Source organism: Pseudomonas sp. Tav-5-1A, assembly GCF_055755055.1.
In genome coordinates this window covers 2,170,850-2,191,476 of record NZ_CM146901.1, presented here as the reverse complement: position 1 = coordinate 2,191,476, position 20,627 = coordinate 2,170,850, and the positions used below count along the sequence as shown (strand labels likewise).

The 20,627-nt window shown below is 66.5% G+C and carries 19 protein-coding genes; 7 read left to right on the top strand and 12 right to left on the bottom strand.

Going from position 1 to position 20,627, the window contains the following annotated elements; genetic code table 11:
* Window positions 1–24: 24 nt before the first annotated feature.
* Both AC0J42_RS09975 and AC0J42_RS09970 read right to left on the bottom strand, forming a co-directional pair.
* Window positions 25–1,119, bottom strand: coding sequence for an acyltransferase family protein (locus tag AC0J42_RS09975; protein ID WP_473006009.1), 1,095 nt, complete (start codon window positions 1,117–1,119; stop codon window positions 25–27).
* 201 nt (window positions 1,120–1,320) lie between these two features.
* Window positions 1,321–2,529 carry an ammonium transporter gene (locus AC0J42_RS09970; protein ID WP_473006008.1) on the bottom strand — a complete coding sequence of 403 codons (1,209 nt, stop codon included), beginning with the start codon at window positions 2,527–2,529 and terminating at the stop codon, window positions 1,321–1,323.
* Window positions 2,530–2,824: 295 nt separating this feature from the next.
* Between AC0J42_RS09970 and AC0J42_RS09965 the strand changes: the two genes are divergently transcribed.
* The 5 genes from AC0J42_RS09965 to AC0J42_RS09945 all read left to right on the top strand — a co-directional run bounded on the left by AC0J42_RS09965 (window position 2,825) and on the right by AC0J42_RS09945 (window position 5,625).
* On the top strand, window positions 2,825–3,139 hold the full coding sequence (locus tag AC0J42_RS09965; protein WP_416423385.1) for an ElaB/YgaM/YqjD family protein: 315 nt from the start codon (window positions 2,825–2,827) through the stop codon (window positions 3,137–3,139).
* Window positions 3,140–3,154: 15 nt separating this feature from the next.
* Window positions 3,155–3,529 carry a phage holin family protein gene (locus tag AC0J42_RS09960; RefSeq protein WP_416427569.1) on the top strand — a complete coding sequence of 125 codons (375 nt, stop codon included), beginning with the start codon at window positions 3,155–3,157 and terminating at the stop codon, window positions 3,527–3,529.
* Window positions 3,526–3,858, top strand: coding sequence for a hypothetical protein (locus AC0J42_RS09955; protein ID WP_416423384.1), 333 nt, complete (start codon window positions 3,526–3,528; stop codon window positions 3,856–3,858). Before AC0J42_RS09960 ends, AC0J42_RS09955 begins: the two co-directional genes overlap by 4 nt.
* Before the next feature lie 93 nt (window positions 3,859–3,951).
* Window positions 3,952–5,118 (top strand): EAL domain-containing protein, encoded by a 1,167-nt coding sequence (locus tag AC0J42_RS09950; RefSeq protein ID WP_416423383.1) that lies wholly within the window; start codon window positions 3,952–3,954, stop codon window positions 5,116–5,118.
* 342 nt (window positions 5,119–5,460) lie between these two features.
* Window positions 5,461–5,625 carry a hypothetical protein gene (locus tag AC0J42_RS09945; RefSeq protein ID WP_416423382.1) on the top strand — a complete coding sequence of 55 codons (165 nt, stop codon included), beginning with the start codon at window positions 5,461–5,463 and terminating at the stop codon, window positions 5,623–5,625.
* An 87-nt stretch (window positions 5,626–5,712) separates the two neighbouring features.
* Here the strand turns inward: AC0J42_RS09945 and AC0J42_RS09940 are convergent, their stop codons facing one another.
* From AC0J42_RS09940 to AC0J42_RS09930, 3 genes are read right to left on the bottom strand one after another with little or no spacing between them, the layout of a single operon-like run.
* Complete coding sequence (locus AC0J42_RS09940) at window positions 5,713–6,543, bottom strand: amidohydrolase family protein (protein WP_473006006.1); 831 nt, start codon at window positions 6,541–6,543, stop codon at window positions 5,713–5,715.
* 27 nt (window positions 6,544–6,570) lie between these two features.
* Entirely contained in the window at window positions 6,571–7,863 is a 1,293-nt protein-coding gene (locus AC0J42_RS09935; RefSeq protein ID WP_473006005.1) for an MFS transporter, read from the bottom strand.
* 28 nt (window positions 7,864–7,891) lie between these two features.
* Window positions 7,892–8,623, bottom strand: coding sequence for a GntR family transcriptional regulator (locus tag AC0J42_RS09930; protein ID WP_416423379.1), 732 nt, complete (start codon window positions 8,621–8,623; stop codon window positions 7,892–7,894).
* Between the two features lie 177 nt (window positions 8,624–8,800).
* On the opposite strand from AC0J42_RS09930, the gene AC0J42_RS09925 reads away from it, so the two are divergent.
* The gene (locus tag AC0J42_RS09925; protein ID WP_416423378.1) at window positions 8,801–9,268 is read left to right on the top strand and encodes a MarR family winged helix-turn-helix transcriptional regulator; all 468 of its coding nucleotides are present in this window, start codon (window positions 8,801–8,803) and stop codon (window positions 9,266–9,268) included.
* Window positions 9,269–9,321: 53 nt separating this feature from the next.
* Here AC0J42_RS09925 and AC0J42_RS09920 read toward each other — a convergent pair whose 3' ends face one another.
* The 4 genes from AC0J42_RS09920 to mhpT form a co-directional block, all read right to left on the bottom strand.
* Window positions 9,322–11,145: a feruloyl-CoA synthase gene (locus AC0J42_RS09920; protein ID WP_473006834.1), complete on the bottom strand. Its 1,824-nt coding sequence runs from the start codon at window positions 11,143–11,145 to the stop codon at window positions 9,322–9,324.
* A 61-nt stretch (window positions 11,146–11,206) separates the two neighbouring features.
* Window positions 11,207–12,655: an aldehyde dehydrogenase gene (locus tag AC0J42_RS09915; protein ID WP_473006003.1), complete on the bottom strand. Its 1,449-nt coding sequence runs from the start codon at window positions 12,653–12,655 to the stop codon at window positions 11,207–11,209.
* A 128-nt stretch (window positions 12,656–12,783) separates the two neighbouring features.
* Window positions 12,784–13,614, bottom strand: coding sequence for a p-hydroxycinnamoyl CoA hydratase/lyase (locus AC0J42_RS09910; protein WP_416423376.1), 831 nt, complete (start codon window positions 13,612–13,614; stop codon window positions 12,784–12,786).
* Between the two features lie 71 nt (window positions 13,615–13,685).
* Window positions 13,686–14,909 carry a 3-(3-hydroxy-phenyl)propionate transporter MhpT gene (mhpT, locus tag AC0J42_RS09905; RefSeq protein WP_473006001.1) on the bottom strand — a complete coding sequence of 408 codons (1,224 nt, stop codon included), beginning with the start codon at window positions 14,907–14,909 and terminating at the stop codon, window positions 13,686–13,688.
* A 225-nt stretch (window positions 14,910–15,134) separates the two neighbouring features.
* On the opposite strand from mhpT, the gene AC0J42_RS09900 reads away from it, so the two are divergent.
* A complete protein-coding gene (locus tag AC0J42_RS09900) occupies window positions 15,135–15,404 on the top strand; it encodes a hypothetical protein (RefSeq protein WP_416423374.1) in 270 nt (89 codons plus the stop codon).
* 98 nt (window positions 15,405–15,502) lie between these two features.
* On the opposite strand, the gene AC0J42_RS09895 is transcribed toward AC0J42_RS09900, so the two are convergent.
* From AC0J42_RS09895 to AC0J42_RS09885, 3 genes are read right to left on the bottom strand one after another with little or no spacing between them, the layout of a single operon-like run.
* Window positions 15,503–19,102 carry a transporter substrate-binding domain-containing protein gene (locus AC0J42_RS09895; RefSeq protein ID WP_473006000.1) on the bottom strand — a complete coding sequence of 1,200 codons (3,600 nt, stop codon included), beginning with the start codon at window positions 19,100–19,102 and terminating at the stop codon, window positions 15,503–15,505.
* 9 nt (window positions 19,103–19,111) lie between these two features.
* Entirely contained in the window at window positions 19,112–19,738 is a 627-nt protein-coding gene (locus tag AC0J42_RS09890; RefSeq protein WP_416423372.1) for a response regulator, read from the bottom strand.
* Window positions 19,739–19,769: 31 nt separating this feature from the next.
* On the bottom strand, window positions 19,770–20,498 hold the full coding sequence (locus tag AC0J42_RS09885) for a molecular chaperone (RefSeq protein WP_473005999.1): 729 nt from the start codon (window positions 20,496–20,498) through the stop codon (window positions 19,770–19,772).
* Window positions 20,499–20,627 lie beyond the last annotated feature (129 nt).

The following is a 20,627-nucleotide window of genomic DNA, read 5'->3' as shown; positions in this document are numbered from 1 at the left end:
CCAAGCCCCGTGACGACGAATGCGTCACACCGTGTCGTACCCCCCGCGTGCCGGTGCCTTGCGAAAGCGCTGGTTGCACCACGCCGTGGCGCGGTCCAGCAGCGGTTTCTCGAACACCCGGTACGCCACTGCCCCATAGCACAACGTGGCTGCCAGCATCAGCAGCACAAACGCCAGGTTGTCCCACAGACTGTCCGGATTCGCGCCCACCAGGCGCCACACCTGCCCCATCACCCCGAGCACCAGCAGGTGCGACAGGTAGACGGTGTAGGACATGTCACCTATGTGCGTAAGGAAGCGCGGTACCGTGATCAGTTTTCGCCGTTCCAGCAACGCCAGCGACAAGGTCAGCGTGCCGAACACCAGGGCAGCCGCCAGCATGCGCGGCAGCCCCACCGTCTTGTACAGGCCCAGGCTGGCGATCAGCGGCATGCCTACCAGCACCGAGGCCAGCAGCATCACCCAGACCACGCCGGTGGGCAGCGCGGCACTGCGCGCCGAATAGAAGTAGCGCGCCACGGCGCAGCCAACGATGAATTCCAGGGCGTAGGGGTGAAGCATGATCCGCAGCGCCGGGGAATAGTCCTGCCAGTCCTGGGTCAGGTTGAAGGCCACCAGCACCAGCGCCCAACCCGCCAGCAGCCAGGGCAGCCACTGTTCGCGCAGGAACAGCAGCGCGGCAAACACCAGGTAGAACCACAGTTCGAACACCAGCGACCAGGCCACCATCACCAGCAGCACCTTGTCGCTGGGCAGCAGCAGGAAGGACATGCCCAGGTTCGAGTCGCCGTGGGTGGAATTGACCAGCCCCGGCGCCGCCAGGTAGATGCCCAGGGTGATCAGGTAATAGAGCCAGTAGTTGGGATAGATGCGCGACAGGCGATTGAACAGGAAGCGCTGGCCCTGCACCCAGTCTTGGTGGCGGCCGCGGGTGACGATGACCATGACGAAGCCGCTGATGACGAAGAACAGGTCGACGCCCAGCTGGAAGAAATCCACCATGGATGGCAGCAACAGGTCACCACCGCTGTATTTGGCTTCAACCGCCGCCATGTGGAACAACACCACGCCCACTACCGCGACGCCCCGCATGCCCTGCAACGAAAACAGGCGCTCCATACCCCTTGCCCCTTGTGTTCGAACCCCATACCAAAGCCGTGGCCCAGGGTAAATGCTCCTGGGCCAACTGCATGCTATGCCGAACGCCGACGCAAGAAAACCATTGGTTTATGGCGTCAAACTGCCATCACCCCCACCCTCCGTAGCAGCGGCTGCAGGCCGCGTCCCCAAGCGCCGCATCGCGGCCGGGACGCCACCCGGTCAATCGTGGTTGACCGCGCCAATCTTGTGCAGCGACAGGTCGGCGCCGTAGTACTCCTGCTCCTGGCTCAGGCGAATACCCACCACCGCCTTGAGCAGCCCGTACACCGCAAAGCCGCCCACCAGCGCCACGACCACCCCGGCCAGGCTGCCCAGCACCTGCACGGCCAGGCTCACGCCGCCCATGCCGCCCAGCGCCTGCTGGCCAAAGATGCCGCAGGCCACGCCGCCCCACACGCCACAGATGCCGTGCAGCGGCCACACGCCCAGCACGTCATCGATCTTCCACTTGCCCTGGGCGGCAATGAAGCAGCCCACGAACAGCGCGCCGGCGATGGCACCGGTGGCCAGGGCGCCGATGGGGTGCATCAGGTCGGAACCGGCGCACACTGCCACCAGCCCCGCCAGCGGGCCGTTGTGCAGGAAGCCGGGGTCGTTGCGGCCGACGATCAGCGCGGCGATGGTACCGCCGACCATGGCCATCAGCGAGTTGATCGCCACCAGGCCGCTCATGCCCGCCACGCTTTGTGCGCTCATGACGTTGAAGCCGAACCAGCCGACAATCAGAATCCACGAGCCCAGCGCCAGGAACGGAATGTTCGACGGTGCGAAGGCCACCACGCGACCATCGCGGTAACGCCCCTGCCGCGGGCCCAGCAACAGCACCGCCGCCAGCGCCAGCCAGCCGCCCATGGCGTGCACCACCACCGAGCCTGCGAAGTCATGGAAGGTGGCGCCAAAGTGCGCCAGCAGCCACGGCTGCACGCCAAAGTTGCCGTTCCAGGCAATGCCCTCGAAGAACGGGTAGACGAAGGCCACGATCAGCGTGGTGGCGCACAGCTGCGGGACGAAACGCGCACGCTCGGCGATGCCGCCGGAGATGATCGCCGGAATGGCCGCGGCAAAGGTCAGCAGGAAGAAGAATTTCACCAGTGCATAGCCATGGTCCGCGCTCAGCTCGCTGGCCGGGGCAATGAAGGTGACGCCATAGGCGATCCAGTAGCCTATAAAGAAATAGGCCAGGGTGGACACGGCGAAGTCGCTGAGGATCTTCGACAGCGCGTTCACCTGGTTCTTCTGGCGCACGGTGCCGACTTCCAGGAACGCGAAGCCGGCGTGCATGGCCAGGACCATGACAGCGCCCATCAGCAGAAACAGGGTATTGGAGCCGTGAATCAGTGTTTGCACGGCGCTTTGCAGATTATCCATCGAGAAGGCAGACCTGAAGTCCGGAAAAACAGCACCAAAGCAGGTCGACCGATGAGTCATTGCACCAATATGGGACGTGCAACGCGCTCTTTATTCGACTGCGTGGTAATTTTTCCTCGGGTTTATTTCGTTTGGGTTAAGGTTTATTTCCACCGCAGGCTCTGGCGCGCCGATCTGGCGCACGGGCCTGCTGTTATGCACCAACGAAAAGCAAAAGCTGTACCAGGCAAACGTGAAGGAACCTTCAGAAAGCCTGGGCACTCGAAACACCAGACGCCAACCAATGGAGAGCACCATGGCCCGCACCACGGCAAAGACTGCACAAGACGTACTGATGGCTGATTTTCAGACGTTGGTGCGCGACACCGAGAAGCTGCTGGACCACACCAAGACCCTGGCCGGCGACCAGGCTGACGAGCTGCGCGAGCAGATCCACGACAGCCTGCTGCGCGCCCGCGAAACTCTGAAGGCCACCGAGCAGACCCTGCGCCTGAAGGGCGAACTGGCCGTGGCCAAGACCGAGGCCTACGTGCAGGAAAACCCCTGGCAGTCCATCGGCATCGCCGCCGGCGTGGGCTTCCTGGTCGGCCTGCTGGCCACAAGGCGCTAACCGATGGCCTTGGACATGGACTCGAAATCGACGGCCGCCGGGCCGTCGTCGCGGCGCCTGGGCGCGGCTCTGCTGGGCCTGTTGCACAGCCATGTGGAACTGTTCGGCATCGAACTGCAGGAGCAGAAATCGCGCACCTTGAGCCTGCTGCTGTTCGCCGGGCTGGCCTTGGTGTTCGCGCTGCTGGCACTGGTGGCCTTGTCAGGCCTGATCCTGATTCTGCTGTGGGACAACTACCGCATGCAGGGCATGATTGGCCTGGCGGTGTTCTACCTGCTGGCAGGGCTGTTCTGCGCCATGAAGTTGAAAGCGGCGATCTTCGATGAATCCTCGCCGTTCAGCGGCACCCTCGAAGAGCTGGCCAACGATCGGGAGCGCCTGTTGCCATGAGTGCACCGAACCTGCCACAGAACCAGTCGCGTCGCGAAATGCGCAAGGCCTTGATCCGCTTGCGCATGGAAATGCACCGTCAGGAAATTCGCCACGAATCCGGCCAGCTGATCAACCCCTTGAACCGCCTGCGCGGCATGGGCCAGTCGGTCCAGGACGGCTTGGGCATCAAGCATGCACCGTTGTGGGGCCTGGCCGGCGTGGTGCTGCTGGGCTTCCTCACCGGCAAAGGTGCCAAAAGCGGCGGCACTGGCGGGCTGACGCGCCTGGTGAAGCTGGGCACCAGCCTGCTGCCCCTGATCAAGCTGGCCATGCAACGCAAGGACTAGATTGCCATCATTTGGCTACATTCTTGCAAAGGCCCTAGGCCATGCCCCGGTTCCGGCCGGGGCGCTCAAGAAGCTGCCATCTGAGGAGCCGCCGTGTTCGACGGGCAACCGCTCGCCTGGTTTCAACCCTTCATCGATACCGCCACCGGCCGCATCGCCGGCGTGGAGGCCCTGGGCCGCCTGCGCCAGGCCGACGGCACGGTGCAGTCGGTGGGGCCGCTGTTCAGCGACCCACGCACCCTGGCCCCAGCCCTGCGGCGCCTGGACCGGCAGATCCGCGGCGACGCCCTGGCCCGCCTGCATGAGGCGCCGCAGGACTGGTTCCTGAGCCTGAATATCTCGCCGCGCTGGATCAGCCGCGTGCGCGACAACCAGCCGCTGCCCAGCCTGACCCAACTGCAGCGCCACGGCGTGCCGGCCGAGCGAGTGGTGTTCGAGATCACCGAACTGGGCGGCGACAGCCGTCGCCTCAGCCAGGTGGTGCAGCGCTACCGCGAGGCCGGCGCGCGCATCGCCATCGATGACTTCGGCGCCGGCTATTCGCAACTGGACCGCGTGCTGGCGCTGCAACCCGACATCCTCAAGCTCGACATGCGCCTGTTCCAGGCCGCCGCCCGCGGTGGCCCCAGCAGCGAAGTGGTCAAGGCCCTGGCACAGATGGCGGAGAAAACCGGCTGCTGGATCATCGCCGAGGGCGTGGAAACCGAAGCCGAGCTCAACTTCGCCCTGGAATGCGGCTCACGCTACGTGCAGGGCTACCTGTTCGCCCGCGCCGAACCGGACTTCTTCCCCGCCGACGCCTTCGTCACCCGCTTCGCCGCCCTGCGCGAGCGCTACGTGCAGCAGAAACTGGGCGAGCGTGCGCGGCTGATGAACCTGCGCCTGCAACTGGGCGAGCTGATGGCCGTGCTGCAACCCTGGGCCCAGGCCGGCGCCCCTGCCAGCGCCCTGCCCCGGCTGGACGCCTACCCCTGGCTGCTGCGCTTCTACCAGTGCGACCGCCACGGCACCCAACTGACCCCCAACATGGAATGGCGCCAACAGGGCTGGCACGCCGACCCCAGCTACCTGGGCCACAACTGGTCGTGGCGCCCGTACTTCTACCACCTGCTGGCCGAAGGCTGGGACGAACGCCGGCTGATCCTGTCCAGCACCTACCGCGACGCCACCAGCAACCAGTATTGCCTCACCGCAGGGCAGTTCTTCGCCAACGGCCAGCGGTTGTTGTTGATTGACGTGGATGCGGCGCATCTGGGGTGATGGGAGGTGCGGTGCGCCAGGACGCGGCCTGCGGCCGCTGCTACGTACTGTGGGAGCTGGCTTGCCAGCGAGCTGTTGAGGCCTGAAAACTCGCTGGCAAGCCAGCTCCCACAAAGACAGTGCTGCTACAGGTCGTGCGCCCCAGGTCTGTTTTTCAGCGACGACACAGACAGGCTTGATTGTTTATATCGAACGATCCTTCAATGCTAGCGAAATACCAGTATTTACTAGCAAAACCCTAAAAATCGCTGAAAGCCGCGTTTTAGACACCTCAAGATACATTTGACGTGGCGAAAGATTCGGCTACTATCGCCCGCACAAAAACTGCAGATGGCTTTACGGATGAAGATCAAGATCGAAAAAAACAACAACGATTCCTCCTGCCTGGTCTGGCTGAACGACGACCCCGTGACCTTCCGCACCGAGGAAGAAGCACAGGCCTACGTCGATCAGCTCAAGGCACGACTGGAGGCGGTGCCTGTACTGGCCGCCGAACTTCAGGACTAGGCACAGCGCTGGATCACTCGTCACTAAAGTTGTACCCCGCCAAACGCTCGTAGCCGCACTGCCAACCCTGCGGCTACGACGCCAGCCTCAAAAGCCGAACAGCTTCCCCGGCCCATCACACAGAATCGCCCGCCGCTGCGCCGCCCACGGCACCAGGCTCTGGAACAGCTCGAACTCACCTGCATAATTCACCTGCCGCTCGTGCTGGGTGTGCGGCCAGTCGCTGCCCCACATCAGCCGGTCGGCGCCGAAGTGCTCGATCAGCAGCGGCACCGCGTCGTGGGCGAACGACAGGTTCTCGCTGTGGGTGCCGCCCAGGCGGTAGACCCCGGAGAGCTTGACCCAGGTGCGCTTGCCGTCGCCCAGTTCCAGCAGGCGCTGGAAGGTGGCGTGGCTGGCGCCGAAACCGGCGTGGGGGCGGCCGACGTGGTCGATGGCGACCTTGCAGCCGTAGCGCTGCAGCGCCGCCCACAGGCTGGGAATGTCTTCGATCTGGCGGTGCAGCTCCACGTGCCAGCCTAGCTCCGCCACCGTTTCCAGCAGCGGCGCCCAGGTGGGCGACGCCAGGTCCGGCAAGGCCTGGCCCATGAGGTTCAGGCGGATGCCGCACACGCCCAGCCGGGCCATGCGCTTGAGCTGGGACTGGCTGACGTCCGGCGCCACCACCGCCACCCCGCGCAGCTGCTCGGGGGCAGCGGCCAGGGCCTGGAGCAGGTGGCTGTTGTCGGTGCCCAGGAAGCTGGGCTGCACCAGCACGCCGTGGCTTAGCCCCTGTTCGCGCAGGTGACCCAGCCATTGCGCCAGGGTGGCGTCGTAGTCCGGGGTGTAGCGGCGGCCGTCGACGAAGTCGAGCTGGCGGCCGAACACGTGGGCGTGGGCGTCAATGCCGAGGATCGGCAAGGGGGCGGTCAGTGGCATGGTGATGGTCTGCATGGAGTGATGGGGTCAGGCCCGTGACGGGTGGGTGCCCGCCACAGGCTTGGGGGTGGCGCCCGGGGTCTCGGCGACCAGGCTGCGGCCGCGGGTTTCGGGCAGTGCCAGGGCGGCGATCATCGCCACGCCGTAGGCGATGCCGGCGTCGATACCGATGGCCGAGCCCAGGGACATGCTCGCGCTCAGGTGGCCGACCATGGCCGGGAACACCGCGGCCACCACGCGGCCGAAGTTGTAGCAGAAGCCCACCCCGGCGCCGCGCACATCGGCCGGGTACAGTTCGTTGAACAACGAGCCGAGGCTGGCGGGAATACCGGCGGCGAAGAAGCCCAGGGGGAAGCCCAGGAACAGCATCTGTTGGTTGGTGAGCGGCAGGAACAGGTAGGCCTGCACCGTCAGCACGCAGCAGAAGGCGAACAGGATGATGTTCTTGCGCCGGCCGATGCGGTCCACCAGGAAACCACTGGCCACGCAGCCGCAGAAGAAGGCGACGATGATCACCGCCAGGTAGCCGCCCGAGCTCAGCACCGAGAGGTTGCGCTCGGTCTTGAGGAAGGTCGGCAGCCAGGTCATCACCGCGTGGTAACCGCCGTGGGCGCCCAGGCCCAGCAGGCCGCCCAGCAAGGTCACGCGCAGCAGTTGCGGGCGGAAAATGGCCGCCATGGCCGCGAACAGGTTCAAGGGCGCGGCCTTGGCCTGTTGCTGGCGCAGGAAGCTGTCCGGCTCCGGCACGCTGCGGCGCACGTAGATGATCAGGATGGCCGGCAGCAGGCCCACCAGGAACATCACCCGCCAGGCGTAGTCCGCGGGCACGAAGGAATAGATCAGCGTGAACACCCCTACCGCGGTGCCCCAGCCTACGGCCCAGGCGCTCTGCACCGTGCCCATGACCTTGCCGCGGTAGCGCGCCTGGATGCTCTCGGCCATCAGCACCGCACCCGCCGCCCATTCGCCGCCAATGCCAAAGCCCTGCAGGGCCTTGATTACCACCAACTGGTTGAAGTCGGTGACAAACGCCGAGGCGAAGGTGAACAGCGAGAACCACAGGATCATCCACTGCAGGGTGCGCACCCGACCATAACGGTCCGACAGCGTGCCACCCAGCCAGCCGCCCACCGCCGACGTGATCAGCGTGACGCTGCTGATCAACCCGGCCTGGGTGTTGCTCAGGGCGAACGCGGCGATCAGCGCTGGAATCGCCAGGCCAAACATTTGCACTTCCAGGGCGTCCAGCGCCCAGCCGCCGAAGCAGGCCCAGAAGGTCTTGCGCTCGCGCGCGGTGACGTCTCGATACCAGGTGAACATGTTTTCTTATCCTTATGGGTGGGACAGGTCAGCGGATTTCAACGCTGTAGCGGAAGTGCCGGGCGTGGCCCCAGGAGCGCCGCCATTCCAGCGGTTGGCCGGCGTAGTTGCGCGCCACCCGTTCGATCACCACTACCGGGCTGCCGGCGTCCACGCGCAGCAGGCGCGCGTGCACTTCGCTGACCGCTTCGGCGGTGAGGGTCTCGTCGGCGGCGGCAATCACCTGCCCGCACAGGCTTTCATACACCGGGTACAGCAGCGGGCCGTGGGCATTGAGGTCGTGGTCGAGGATGGCGGCGAACGGTTCGTGGGGCAGCCAGATCTCTTCCACCAGCAGCGGCTGGGCGTTGATCAGGCGCAGACGCAGCAGGCGGATGACCGGGGCGCCGGGCTCCAGGGCCAGGGCATGGGCCACGTCGGCAGGCGCCTGCAGGGCTTCATTGGAAAGGATGCGGCTTTCCGGCACCTGGCGCGCGCCGTCGGCGTCCTGGAAGCGGAAGAAGCGGAACAGCGAGGACTGGAATTGCGGGCGGCGGACGAAGGTGCCGCGGCCTTGCTGGCGTTCCAGCAGCGACTCGCTGACCAGTTGGTCGATGGCCTTGCGCACGGTGCCGATCGACAGGCCGTACTCGGCCGCCAGCGCCGACTCGGTGGGAATGGCCGCGCCAGGCTGCCAGCGGTTGCTGGCGATCTGCTCGGCGAGCTGGTCGCGCAAGCGCTGGTACAGCGGCAGGCGCTCGTCACTGGAAAGACTGTTCATGGCAGACGGGCTCTTTTAGTTATGTAGTCATCTATATGAATCTTGAACCAGTATTCGCTGCCTCCGTGCGTTCGTCAAGTCGCCGCCCCTGCCCTTCGTCGTCCGGCAAGGTGGTACACCAGGGGCGGGATAAACCGTTATACTGGTTAACGATTCCCCTAATAAAAGCCCGATACTATGGCCACTCCCAGCTCCCCGCCCACCACCCCCGACCCGCTGGACACCGGCGTGCTCGACGATCTGATCGGCTATGCCCTGCGCCGCGCGCAGATCCAGGTGTTCCAGCACCTGGTGGAACAGCTCAATGCCTATGACCTGCGCCCGGCGCAGTTTTCCGCCCTGGCGATCATCGCCCAGAACCCCGGCCCCACCCAGGCGGAACTGGCCAAGAGCCTGGCCATCGAACCGCCGCAGGTGGTGCCCATGGTCAACAAGCTGGAAGAACGCGGGCTGGCCTTGCGGGTGCGCTGCAAGCCGGACAAGCGTTCCTATGGACTGTTCCTGAGCAAGGCCGGCGAGGCGTTGCTCAAAGAACTGAAAGAGGTGGCCGCGCGCAGCGACCAGGAAGCCACGGCGAACCTGAGCGCCGAAGAGCGCGAGCAGTTGCTGGGGTTGTTGCGCAAGGTGTATCAGGGTAACGCCTGAGCCTGTGGACGCCGCCTGCGGCAGCTGCTACGTAGCAGCGGCCGCGGGCCGCGTTATCGGGCCAGGGTACGCGGTACCTTGCCGGCGTACAGGTCGTCGATCAGCGCGGCGCGGCCTTGCAACACCAGGCGCTGGTTGATCGAGCCCTTGTCGGTGATCTCGCCGCTGTCGATGGACGGCGGCTGTTGCGCCAGGCTCGCCCAGTCGATGCGGCTGGCGCTGCCAGTGGCGTGCTGGTTGAGACGCCCCAGCAGGTCCGCCAGCCAGGCTTGCACAGGTGCTGCCGCCAGCACCTGTGCCACCGTGGCATCGGCACCCAGCCCTGCCAACTGCCGACACTCGTCCAGCCGCGGGAAAATCAGCAGCCCCAGGCGCTCGCGATCCGGGCCCGCCACCACCACGTCATGCACGTACGGCGCGCCGTCGAGGATCACCCGCGTGCGCAGCGGCCCGACGCTGACGAACACCCCCGAGGACAGCTTGAAGTCCTCGGCGATGCGGCCATCGAACATCAACCCCAGCTGCGGGTTCTGCGGGTCGGCCAGGCGCACGGCGTCGCCGGAGCAGTAATAACCCTGCTCATCGAACGCCTCGCGGCTCTGCTGCGGCGCGCGCCAGTAGCCCGGCATCACGTGGGGGCCACGGAAGCGCACCTCCAGCTTGCCGTCGCGCGGCACCAGCTTGACCTCGCAGCCAGGCGCCGGCAGGCCGACGTAGCCGGCCACCGCCAGCGGCCCGGTGGTGAAGGTGCACGACGGCGCGGTCTCGGTCATGCCCAGCCCGGCCATCATGCGGATGCGCTCGCCGCAGTGGGCCACGGCAACCTTGTCCAGGCGGTCCCACACCGATTGCGACAGCCCTGCCCCGGCGAAGAAGAACAGCTTCATGCGCGCGAAGAAGCGCTCGCGCAGGTCACCGTCCTGCTCCAGCTGGCTGACCAGCTCCTCCCAGCCCTTGGGCACGGTGAGGTAGGCCGTGGGCGAGATCTCGCCCAGGTTGCGCAGGGTCTCGGCGAACAACGTGGGCGTGGGCTTGCCGTCGTCGATGTACAGGCTGCCGCCGTTGTACAGCACGATGCCGACGTTGTGGCTGCCCCCGAAGGTGTGGTTCCACGGCAGCCAGTCCACCAGCACCGGCGGCTCGTCGGCGAACTCGGGAAAGGTCTGCAGCAGCATCTGCTGGTTGGCGCAGAGCATGCGCTGGGTGGTGACCACGCCCTTGGGTAGCTTGGTGGAGCCCGAAGTGAAGAGAAACTTGGCGATGCTGTCGGCGGTCACGGCCGCGAACGCCGCGTCCGCCAGGGCTGGGTCGGCAGCGCCGAGCAGTTCATCGAAGGCCAGCCCGGGCGCCTGCCCATCAGCAAAGATCACCGGCACATCCGCTGGCAGCACTGCCTCTATAGCTGGCAGGTAGGCGCTATCGCTGGCGAACACCAGGCCTGGCGTCAGGGTGTCGATGATGTGGCGCAGCTTGCCGTAGTCCCGCGACACCAGCGAGTAGGCCGGCGACACCGGGCAATACGGAATGCCGGCGTACAACGCGGCGCAGGTCAGCTGCAGGTGCTCCAGGTCGTTGCCCGACAGGATCACCAGCGGCCGCTCGGCGCTGAGGTTGAAGCCCAGCAAACGCGCGGCGATGGCGCGGGTGCGTTCGAGCATCTGCGCGTAGCTGATGCGCTGCCATTGGCCCTGGCCGTCGCGGCGGGCGGCGAAGGTCTGCTGCGGGCGCGCCTGGGCCCACTGCACCAGGCGCTCCATCAGCCGCTGGGGGTGTGCCTGCAGCGGTTCCAGGGCGCGCATGTGCAGCACCCCTTGCACTTCATCGACCTGCACCTGGGGGTGGCCGATGTTCACGGCGCGCCAGGGCGCCGCTGCCATTGAACGATTCACGCGATGTCCCTCTGCTTGTTGTTATTGGAAGCAGTTAATGGGGTTGCGGTTAGATTGGGTAGTGACGAGGGCCGTTCTGCAGCGTTACCCAACGCAGCTGGGTAAACTGCTCGATGGCGGCGCTGGCACCAAAGCTGCCGTAGCCGCTGGCCTTCACGCCGCCGAAGGGCATGTGCGCCTCGTCGTGCACGGTGGGGCCGTTGATGTGGCAGATGCCCGACTCCAGGCGCTGGGCCAGGGCCAACGCGCGGCTGGTGTCGCGGCTGAAGATGGCCGCCGACAGGCCGAAGGCCGAATCATTGGCCAGCGCCAGCAGCGCCTCGTCGCCATCGGCGCGCTGCACCACAGCCACCGGGCCGAACGACTCCTCGTGGTACAGGCGCATGGCCGGGGTCACGTGGTCCAGCAGCACTGGCTGCATGACGCTGCCCTGCACCGCGCCACCACACACCTGGGTGGCGCCCAGGCTGACCGCGTCGGCCACCAGCGCCTGGAGGCGCGTGGCCGCCGCAGGGTCGACCAGCGAACCGAGCACCGAGCGGCTGTCCGCCGGGTCACCGGCGCGCAGGCCGGCGACCTTGCGCGCCAGCCGCGCGACGAAGTTATCGGCCACCGCCGTGTCGACGATCAGCCGCTCGGTGGACATGCAGATCTGCCCCTGGTTGAAGTAGGCGCCGAAGGCCGCCGCCTCCACCGCTGCGTCCAGGTCGGCGTCGGCCAGCACCAGGAACGGCGCCTTGCCGCCCAGCTCCAGCAACGCCGGCTTCAAGTGCCGCGCCGCCACTTGGCCGATGATACGGCCGACATGGGTGGAGCCGGTGAAATTGACCCGGCGCACCGCCGGGTGGGCGATGAGCCGCTCGACAATGGCCGCGGCATCGGCCGGGGCATTGCTGAGAATATTGACCACGCCGGCGCCGATGCCGGCGTCCTCCAGCACCTGGCCGATCAGCCGGTGCACCGCCGGGCTCAGCTCCGAGGACTTGAGCACCACGGTGTTGCCGCACGCCAGTGGCATGGCGATGGCGCGAGTAGCGAGAATCACCGGCGCGTTCCACGGCGCAATGCTGAGAATGACGCCGCACGGCTGGCGCAGGGCCATGGCGAAACTGCCGGGCACATCAGACGGGATGACCTGGCCGTTGACCTGGGTGGTCAGCGCTGCGGCCTCGCGCAGGATGTTGGCCGCCAGTTGTACGTTGAAGCCGTACCAGTTGGCCATGGCCCCGGTCTCGGCGGCCATGGCCATGAATTCGGCGCTGCGCGCGAGCATGCCGTCGGCGGCGCGCAGCAGGCGGTTGCGACGCTCGCCGGGGCCCAACGCGGCCCAGGCCGGGAACGCCGCGTGGGCAGCGTCCACTGCGGCGTCGGCGTCTTCGAGGGTGGCGGCCGCGGCAATCGACACCACCTGCCCGGTCATCGGGCAGCGGCGCTCGAACGTGCGCCCGTCGCGGGCGCCCACGGCCTTGCCGGCGATCAGCAAGGGGACTTCGAACATGGTGCATTCCTCGTTGTTATGGTTGTCGGGAATGATGCGTTGTCACGACGGTACGTGTGGGAGCTGGCTTGCCAGCGAGATTTTCAGGGGCCCGCAAAACTCGCTGGCAAGCCAGCTCCCACAACGGGTCAGCGCTTGTAGGCTTGCAGGCCGGGCTTGATGCTCTTGTCGTCGAGGAATTGCTTGAGGCCCTGCTCGCGGCCGTGCTCGGGGTCGCGCAGCTGCGCCTGGTCGAGCTTGGCGTACAGGTAGTCCTCGCTCTGCTCCCAGGTCAGTTCGCGGCAGCGCTTGAAGCCGTTCTTCGCCGCGCGCAGCACCACCGGGTTCTTGTCCAGCAGGTCCTGGGCCAGCAGGATAACCTCTTCGCGCAGCTGGTTGAGCGGCACGCTCTTGTTCACCAGGCCCATCTCGGCGGCCTTCTGCCCGTCGAAGGTCTTGCCGGTCATGATGTAGTACAGCGACTGGCGGTGGCCCACGGTGTCGGCCATGGCCTTGCTCACCAGGTTGCCCGGTGGGATGCCCCAGTTGATCTCCGACAGGCCGAACGTAGCCTCGTCGGCGCAGATGGCCAGGTCGCAGGCCACCAGCGGGCTGAAGCCGCCGCCAAAGCACCAGCCGTTGACCATGGCGATGGTCGGCTTGCTGTACAGGCGCAGCAGTTTCCATTGCCATTCCGAGGCATCACGGCGAATGCGCTCCTGCAGGATCTCGGGGCCGGCGTCCACTTCGCGGAAGTATTCCTTGAGGTCCATGCCGGCGGTCCAGGCGCTGCCGGCGCCGGTCAACACCAGCACGCGGGCGTCGGCGTCCTGCTCGACGGTTTCCAGCACGTCGCGCATTTCCCGGTTGAGGGTGGGGCTCATGGCGTTGCGTTTTTCCGGGCGGTTGAGGGTTACCCAGGCGATGCCGTCCTCGACGTCGACGGTCACGGTCTGCCAGCGGTTTGCGTAGCGGCTCATTTCACACCTCTTGTTCTTGGGCTGTGCGTTGTGGATGAAGAGACAGTAATGGCTAAAACTGGTTACGTCAATTAATCGTTAATACTATTAACTATATTTCCAGAAAAAGCCTTACCCCTCCCTTCACCGACCAACGCCAACGCCGCCAGCGCCGCGACCACCAGCCCCGGCGAGGCCGCCAGCAGCACCCCGCCCACACCCGCCCCTGCCGCCAGGATCTGCCCCGCCGCCAGCGGCCCGGCCATGGACCCCAGGCGCCCCACCGCCACGCACGCGCCCACGCCGGTGGCGCGCATGTCCGCCGGGTAGACCCGTGGCGCCAGCGCATACAGCACCAGCTGCGCGCCGATGCAGCAGTAGCCGCCCAGCACGCCGGCCAGCGCCATGCCGGTGAACGTCGCGGCCAGGCCCAGGCCGGCCAGGGCCACCAGCATGCCAAGGTAGGCGATCACCACCGCCAGCCCGGTGCGCCGGCGGTCCATCAGCCGGCCGGTCAGCAGCGAGCCTGCGGCGCCGCCGAGGTTGAACAGCACCTGCACCCAGCCGGCCTGCACGCGGTCGAAGCCCTTGGCCATGAGCAGCGAGGGCAGCCAGTTCAGCAGCAGGTACAGCACGGTCAAAGTGAAGAAGCACGCCAGCCACAACAGCAGCGTCTGCCGCGCCCGCCCCTGGCTGAACAGGCGGCCGGCGGGCGAGCCCTCGGCACGCTGCGACGTTGCCGCCACGCCCAGGCGCGGCAGCCACACCAGCAGGGCCACGGCGATCAGCAGCGGCGCCAGGCCGCCGATGTGAAACACCGTGCGCCACTGCTCCCCTACCCCCGACAGGCTGATCAGCGAGGCCAGCGCACCCCCCAGTGGCACGCCGCAATAGGTCAGGCTGACGGCGGTGCTGCGCAGCCGCGGCGCTGCAGCCTCGCTGGCCACGGCAATGATGATGGGCAGCGCCGCGCCCAGGCCGAGGCCGGTCAGCAGCCGCGCCAGCAACAGGCCGGGGTAGCTGCTGGCATGGGCGGTGAACAGGGTGAAGGCGCCGAACAGTAGCACCGCCGCCAGCAAGGTGCCCTTGCGTCCGGCACGGTCGGCCAGCCAGCCGCCCAGGAAGGCGCCGGGCAGCAGGCCCATGAGCCCGGCGCTGAATACCCAGCCCAACTGTGCGGGTGCCAGGCCGAAGGCCTTGGCGAGGAAGGGTGCGGTTATACCGGTGGATTGCAGGTCGAAGCCTTCGAGCAAGGCCACGGCGCAGCACAGCGCGACGGTCAATACCGGCCGCGGGGAAGCGGGACGTACAGGCATGGTGTGCATCTCTTGTTGTGGTTGTGGTGGCACATGGATAATACGATTAATGATTATATACATTAACCAAATGCCTGCCAGCCATGTCCCGTCCTGCAAGCGTTTTGCCTGCATCTTTGTCTGAACGAAGCGACAACAACATCTGTCGTACCAAATAAGCCATCTACACTGGCTTGTGCTTGTCCTAAACGAGATGGTTCAACCAATTGATCGAGGACGTCATCCATGAAGCGAATCTTGAGCTGTGGGCTGTTGGTGCTGGCAGGGGCGTTGAGTTTCCAGGCCAGCGCCGCCGGCGAGACCGAGACGTGCAACGCGAACATCCAGCGCTTGCAGGACCGCATCAACAGCGCTGCCACCACTGACCCGAAAGTGCACGAGCTGGTGGGCAAGGACATCGACTCTGCCGCCGCAGCCCGCGACAAGGGCAACGTGAAGGACTGCATCGAGATTACCGACCGGGTGAAGAGCCGGTTGGACAAGTACAACAAATAGGCACGTAGCAGCGGCCCTTAGGCCGCGTCCGGTAGCGCCGCAGCGCAACTGAAGTACCGCGGCGCGACCGGACGCGGCCTGGGGCCGCTGCTACGGGGTCAGGCGCGGCAGCGGACCTCCAGGCCCGCGGTCAGTTCCTGCAGCGCATCGCGCAACTGCTCCACCCTGCCCGCCAACGGCTGCTGCGCATCCGCGCACGCCCGCTCCACCAGCTCGCACGCCTCCAGCACCTGCGCAGCACGGATAATGCGCGCGCCGCCCTTGACCCGATGCGCCAGGTTGGCGATGCCTTCGCGGTCGGCCTCGACGTCCAGCATGGCCAGGCTGCCCAGGTCCTGGCGGCAACACTCCACCAGATCGCCGAGAAGGCCTTTGAGCGCCACGCTGTCGCCCGCGGTCAGCTCTTCCAGTGACGCCAGGTCGATGCCGTCGCTGGCCGGCGCCACCGTCACCTGCCCACCCTGGCCAGGCTGCAGGGCCACGGCCAACTCGGTCAGGCCCAGGGGCTTGAACAGGCAACCGTCCATGCCCGCTTCCAGGCAACGCACCCGTTCCTGGGGCACCGCGTTGGCGGTGAAGCCCAGCACGCGGCAGCGCGGGCGGCGCTGCCGGCGTTCGTGCACGCGAATCGCGCGCACCAGCTGGTAGCCGTCCAGGCCCGGCATGTTGCAGTCGCTCATGACCACGTCGAACTGCCCGCCCAACCAGGCGCGCAGGCCGCTGCCACCGTCCTCGGCCAGGGTAACCCGGTGGCCCAGGTACGCCAGTTGCTGCTGCAACAGGATGCGGTTGGCGCGGTAGTCGTCCACCACCAGGATGTTCAGCGCCGGGCCCTGGCTAGGCACCTCCGGCGCCACTTTGGGCGGCGGCACGGCCTCGGCGCGCGGTAGCTGCAGTTCGATCACCACCTGCGTGCCTTCGCCCAGGGTGCTGTCCAGGCTCATGCTGCCATCCATCATGGCGCACAGGGTGCGGCTGATGTTCAGCCCCAGCCCGCAGCCTTCGCGGGCCGAGTGCTGATGATTGCTGGCCTGGGCGAACGCGGCACCCAGTTTCGACAGCTCGTCGGGCGGGATGCCCACGCCGGTGTCGCTGATCGTCAACTGCACCCCCACGGCGGCGTCTTTCGGGGTGAAAACCACCCGCACCAGGACCTGGCCGCGCTGGGTGAACTTCACGGCATTGCTGATCACGTTAGAGATGATCTGCTTGAAGCGCAGCGGGTCGAGCATGACCGGGGTGTCGGCCTGGCCCTGCACCTCCAGGGCCAGGCGCAAGCGCTTGTGCCGCGCCTGCCCCTGGAACAGCCGCTCCACGGCCTCCACATGGGCCATCAACAGGGTGGGCACGGGCGCCAGGGTCAGCTGGCCGGTCTCGATGCGGGTGATGTCGAGAATGTCGCCAATCAACGCCAGCAGGCCACTGGCAGCGCCGGCCGCCACTTCGATTGACAGGTGGTCCAGGCGGCCCTGCTGGGATTTCTTCAGCGCCAGTTCGAGCATGCCGGTGATGGCGTTCATCGGTGTGCGGATCTCGTGGCTCATGGTGGCCAGGAACACCGTCTTGGCGTGGTTGGCGGCCTCGGCCTGCTCCTTCGCCTGCTGGTAGGCCAGCAGCAGGCGCTGGCGCTCGGTGATGTCGACCCAGCCACCGATCAGGCCGGCGATCTGGCCGTCGCCGGCCTTGTAGGGCAGCACCCAGTGGTAGATGGTCTTGGTTTCGCCGCTGCGCAATTGCACTTCACGGTCCTCGACCACCTTTTCCCCCGCGTCCATGGCCTCCAGGTAGGCCTGCTGGTAGTCCTCGGCCTGCTCGGCGGTCAGGGCGATGGTCTGCCCCACGGGCTTGCCGATGACCTCGTCGCGCAGCACCTGCAACGCTTCCAGGTAACTGGCATTGCAGGTCACCAGCTCACCGCTGCGGTCGCGCACGTACAGCGGGTGCGGCGTGCCATCGATCATCTCGCGCATGAACTCCAGCTGGTCGGTCAGCTTGGCCTCGGCTTCGCGCCGGCGCTTGACCTGGCGCCGCAGCTGGCTGAGCCAGCCCAGCAGCAGGCCCAGCAGGACCAGGGTGGTGATCAGCAGTTGCACGATGTGCCAGCGGTGCCGCGACCAGAAGCTATCCTCCAGCACCACTTCGCCGCGCCAGCGGGCGGCCAGGTCGTTGAATTCCTGGGGGGGAATGGCCAACAGCGCCTTATTGAGGATGGACAGCAGCTCGTGGGCCTGGCGCGAGGTGGCGAACGCCAGGCTGGCCGGGCGCACCGGCAGCGTGGCACTGATGCGCAGCCGCCCGGAATATTGGCGCTGGATACGATAGCGCGCGCCAATCAGCGTGAGGATCGCCGCATCGGCCTTGCCCTCGGCCACCAGCGTCAGCGCATGGTCGGCACTGCGCGCGCCCACAGGGATGATGGCAGGGTACTGGTCGACCACCCGGTCGCGCATGAAGCTGCCATGGATCAGCGCCAGGCGCTTGCCGCTCAGTTGCTCCAGCGACTGCGCAGTGCCCCGCTGGTCACGCGTGACCAGCACCCGCGGGCTGCTCAGGTAGGCGCGGGTGAACCCCAGGTGCTCCTCGCGGGCGCGGCTTTGCGGCAGGGCCGCGATCAGGTCGGCCTCGCCGCGTTCCACCTGCTCGGTCATCGCCTCCAGGGTGGTGCCGGACTGGACGTCGAAGCGCAGCCCGGTCATCTGCCCGATCACGTCCAGCACCTGGGCGCTGATGCCCCGGTAGCGGCCCTGGGCATCGCGGTAGCTGACCGGCAGGAACTGGTCGTCCATCAATACCCGCAGCGTCGGCGCAGTGGCCAGCCAGCGTTGTTCGGCCGCGTTCAACCCCAGCTCGCGGCGCTGGCCGATGCTGACGCCGCCGACACTCCAGCGCCCCAGGATAGCCCGCCGCTCGCTCTCGGGAATGGCCTGCAGCGCGGTATTGACCAGGGCCAGCAGCCGGCTGTTGCGCGGCGACAGGGCAAAGCCGAAATGGTTGCTCTGCGCCTGCACCAGGTGGCTGAGGAACAGGCCGTTGAGCTGGCCCTTGTTGATCTGGTAATAGGCCCCCAGGGCGTTGCCCAGGAACACATCCGCCTGGCCGAAAGCCACCGCCCCCAGGGCCGCCAGCGTCGAGGGGTAGAGCTGCAGGTGGGCGTTGGGGTACAGGTGTGTGACCATCTCGCGCGGCAGGTAGAACTCCTGCATGGCCAGGCGGCGGTCATCGAGGCCGCTGAGCAGTGCCGTGCGATCGTCGGTGCGGGTGGCCAGCACCGAATCGTCCTGGGCGTAGGCTTCGGACAGCACCAGGTAGGCCATGGACGCCTCGAAGCCATTGGAGGTCCCGAGCATGTCGATGGCACCATCGCGCACCGCCGCCAGCGCCTCCGCCCGTGATGGGTAACGCACCACTTCCACGCTCAGGTTCAGCAGCGTGGCCACCAGCGCCGCGTAGTCGGCGGTGATGCCTTCGTACTCGCGGCCGGTGCCCAGCACATCGAACGGCGCGTATTCGGGCTGGCTGACGCCCAGGCGCAGGGTGCGCTGCTGCCATAGCCAGCGGCGGTCATCATCGGTCAGCTCCAGCTGCTCGATTTCAGCCGCGGCCAGGTTCGAGCGGCCGTAGAGCATGGGCGCCGCGTCATCGGCCAGCGCCGGGCACGCCAGCCACAGCCACAGCCAGCACAGCATCCGTGCCTTCATCGCGGCGTCCTATATCAGCGCATGGCGCCTGGCCAGATCCGCCAGGTCGACCAGGGATTTGACCCGCAACTTCTCGATCAGGCGGGTTTTGTAGGTGCTCACGGTCTTGTTGCTCAGCAGCATTTCGTGGCCGATGGCCTTGTTGCTGTACCCGCGCGCCAGTTGCTGCAGGATCAGCAGCTCGCGGTCGGTGAGCCGGGCGATGCACTGGGCCTCGCTGTCCAGGCTGTCGCCACGGTGCACCGAACTCAAGGCCACGTCGGGAAAGTACGAATAGCCGCTGCGCACGGCCTGCACCGCCTTGGTCAGCTCGTTGAGGTTGTCGGACTTGGAGACGTAGCCGGCCGCGCCGGCCTTCATGCAGCGCAGGGAAAAATAGTCCGGCGCCTGAGACGTCAGCACCAGGATCTTGATCGGCAGCTGCATGTCCCGAATACGCGCGATGACCTCCATGCCGTCGAGCCGGGGCATGGCGATGTCGAGGACCAGCAGCTCGGGCATCCAGTCGCGGATCACCGCCAGGGCGTCCACGCCGTTGTCCAGCTCGGCCACCACCCTGATCTTCATCTTCTCCAACAGCAACCGCACGCTGGCGCGGATAAACGGGTGGTCATCGACAATCATCGCTCTGTACATGGCATCCTCGCTGGGGCTGGCAAATCGCTGCTCAACCCCGAAACTCGACCTGGCGCGATTGCTCGCCCTCGATCAATTCAAACCGGTACTGGCGCCCCGGCTGTTTGGTGAAGCTGCGACGCGAATTGGGCAGCAGGTGGTGCTTGGTGGTGACTTCGCATTGCTGGCCGCTGGCGTCGCAGTCGTTGAAATGGTCCAGCACCACGGTGCTGTTGCCCTGGTTGGGCACCAGGAAGCGCCCCGGCTCCTGCAGCACCTGGGTGTCGAAGCGGGTGGCCTGGGGCCGCACGAACAGCAGCGAGCCGTAGCCGGCGAGGATATTCACCCCCGCCTTGAGCGAATCCTTGTACTGCTCGCTTTCCTGTTGGGTCAGGGCAAAACCGTCGTTGACCTGGGGCAGCACCGGGATGAAGCGCAGGCGGAAGTAGCGTTCGCGATCGCGCTCGCCGCGGTACAGCAGGCGCACGGCCTGCATGCCGTTGGCCGGCACGATCAGCCGCGCCGGGCTGGCCACCAGCGCACGCTGCTCGGCCGGCAGGCCGTCCATGGGCACCTCGCGCGAGGTGCCGTCGGCGGCATAGACGATCTCGGCCACGCTGACCTTGACGAAAGCAGTGCTGTCGCCGCCGTTGCGCACCCGCTTGAGCTGGGTGCTGCGGTTGCCGTCCAGGTAGTCATAGAGGCCGCCGATATTGAGTTGCGGCGCGGCCTGCAGCAGCCCGGGCAACAGGCAGGCGATGGCAACGATGAGTCGTTTCATGATGGTTGACCTTGCAGTGACGGGGCAGCGCTGCCAGGTGGCCGGCGACTGCGCCCATTATTGGAAAACTGATCGACGCGGGATGTAGGCCGATTCCCAAACACCCCGTCGAAATTTCCGAGTTACCTT

What these genes read in the sequence shown, in the direction of transcription:
- AC0J42_RS09920 (WP_473006834.1), bottom strand. Translation starts at nt 11,145, where the DNA reads ATGGCAGCGGCGCCCTGGCGCGCCGTGAACATCGGCCACCCCCAGGTG.
- AC0J42_RS09900 (WP_416423374.1), top strand. Translation starts at nt 15,135, where the DNA reads ATGAAGCGAATCTTGAGCTGTGGGCTGTTGGTGCTGGCAGGGGCGTTG.
- AC0J42_RS09975 (WP_473006009.1), bottom strand. Translation starts at nt 1,119, where the DNA reads ATGGAGCGCCTGTTTTCGTTGCAGGGCATGCGGGGCGTCGCGGTAGTG.
- AC0J42_RS09910 (WP_416423376.1), bottom strand. Translation starts at nt 13,614, where the DNA reads ATGAGCCGCTACGCAAACCGCTGGCAGACCGTGACCGTCGACGTCGAG.
- AC0J42_RS09955 (WP_416423384.1), top strand. Translation starts at nt 3,526, where the DNA reads ATGAGTGCACCGAACCTGCCACAGAACCAGTCGCGTCGCGAAATGCGC.
- AC0J42_RS09930 (WP_416423379.1), bottom strand. Translation starts at nt 8,623, where the DNA reads ATGAACAGTCTTTCCAGTGACGAGCGCCTGCCGCTGTACCAGCGCTTG.
- AC0J42_RS09885 (WP_473005999.1), bottom strand. Translation starts at nt 20,498, where the DNA reads ATGAAACGACTCATCGTTGCCATCGCCTGCCTGTTGCCCGGGCTGCTG.
- AC0J42_RS09895 (WP_473006000.1), bottom strand. Translation starts at nt 19,102, where the DNA reads ATGAAGGCACGGATGCTGTGCTGGCTGTGGCTGTGGCTGGCGTGCCCG.
- AC0J42_RS09915 (WP_473006003.1), bottom strand. Translation starts at nt 12,655, where the DNA reads ATGTTCGAAGTCCCCTTGCTGATCGCCGGCAAGGCCGTGGGCGCCCGC.
- AC0J42_RS09965 (WP_416423385.1), top strand. Translation starts at nt 2,825, where the DNA reads ATGGCCCGCACCACGGCAAAGACTGCACAAGACGTACTGATGGCTGAT.
- AC0J42_RS09935 (WP_473006005.1), bottom strand. Translation starts at nt 7,863, where the DNA reads ATGTTCACCTGGTATCGAGACGTCACCGCGCGCGAGCGCAAGACCTTC.
- AC0J42_RS09890 (WP_416423372.1), bottom strand. Translation starts at nt 19,738, where the DNA reads ATGTACAGAGCGATGATTGTCGATGACCACCCGTTTATCCGCGCCAGC.
- AC0J42_RS09925 (WP_416423378.1), top strand. Translation starts at nt 8,801, where the DNA reads ATGGCCACTCCCAGCTCCCCGCCCACCACCCCCGACCCGCTGGACACC.
- AC0J42_RS09970 (WP_473006008.1), bottom strand. Translation starts at nt 2,529, where the DNA reads ATGGATAATCTGCAAAGCGCCGTGCAAACACTGATTCACGGCTCCAAT.
- AC0J42_RS09945 (WP_416423382.1), top strand. Translation starts at nt 5,461, where the DNA reads ATGAAGATCAAGATCGAAAAAAACAACAACGATTCCTCCTGCCTGGTC.
- AC0J42_RS09940 (WP_473006006.1), bottom strand. Translation starts at nt 6,543, where the DNA reads ATGCCACTGACCGCCCCCTTGCCGATCCTCGGCATTGACGCCCACGCC.
- AC0J42_RS09960 (WP_416427569.1), top strand. Translation starts at nt 3,155, where the DNA reads ATGGACTCGAAATCGACGGCCGCCGGGCCGTCGTCGCGGCGCCTGGGC.
- mhpT (WP_473006001.1), bottom strand. Translation starts at nt 14,909, where the DNA reads ATGCCTGTACGTCCCGCTTCCCCGCGGCCGGTATTGACCGTCGCGCTG.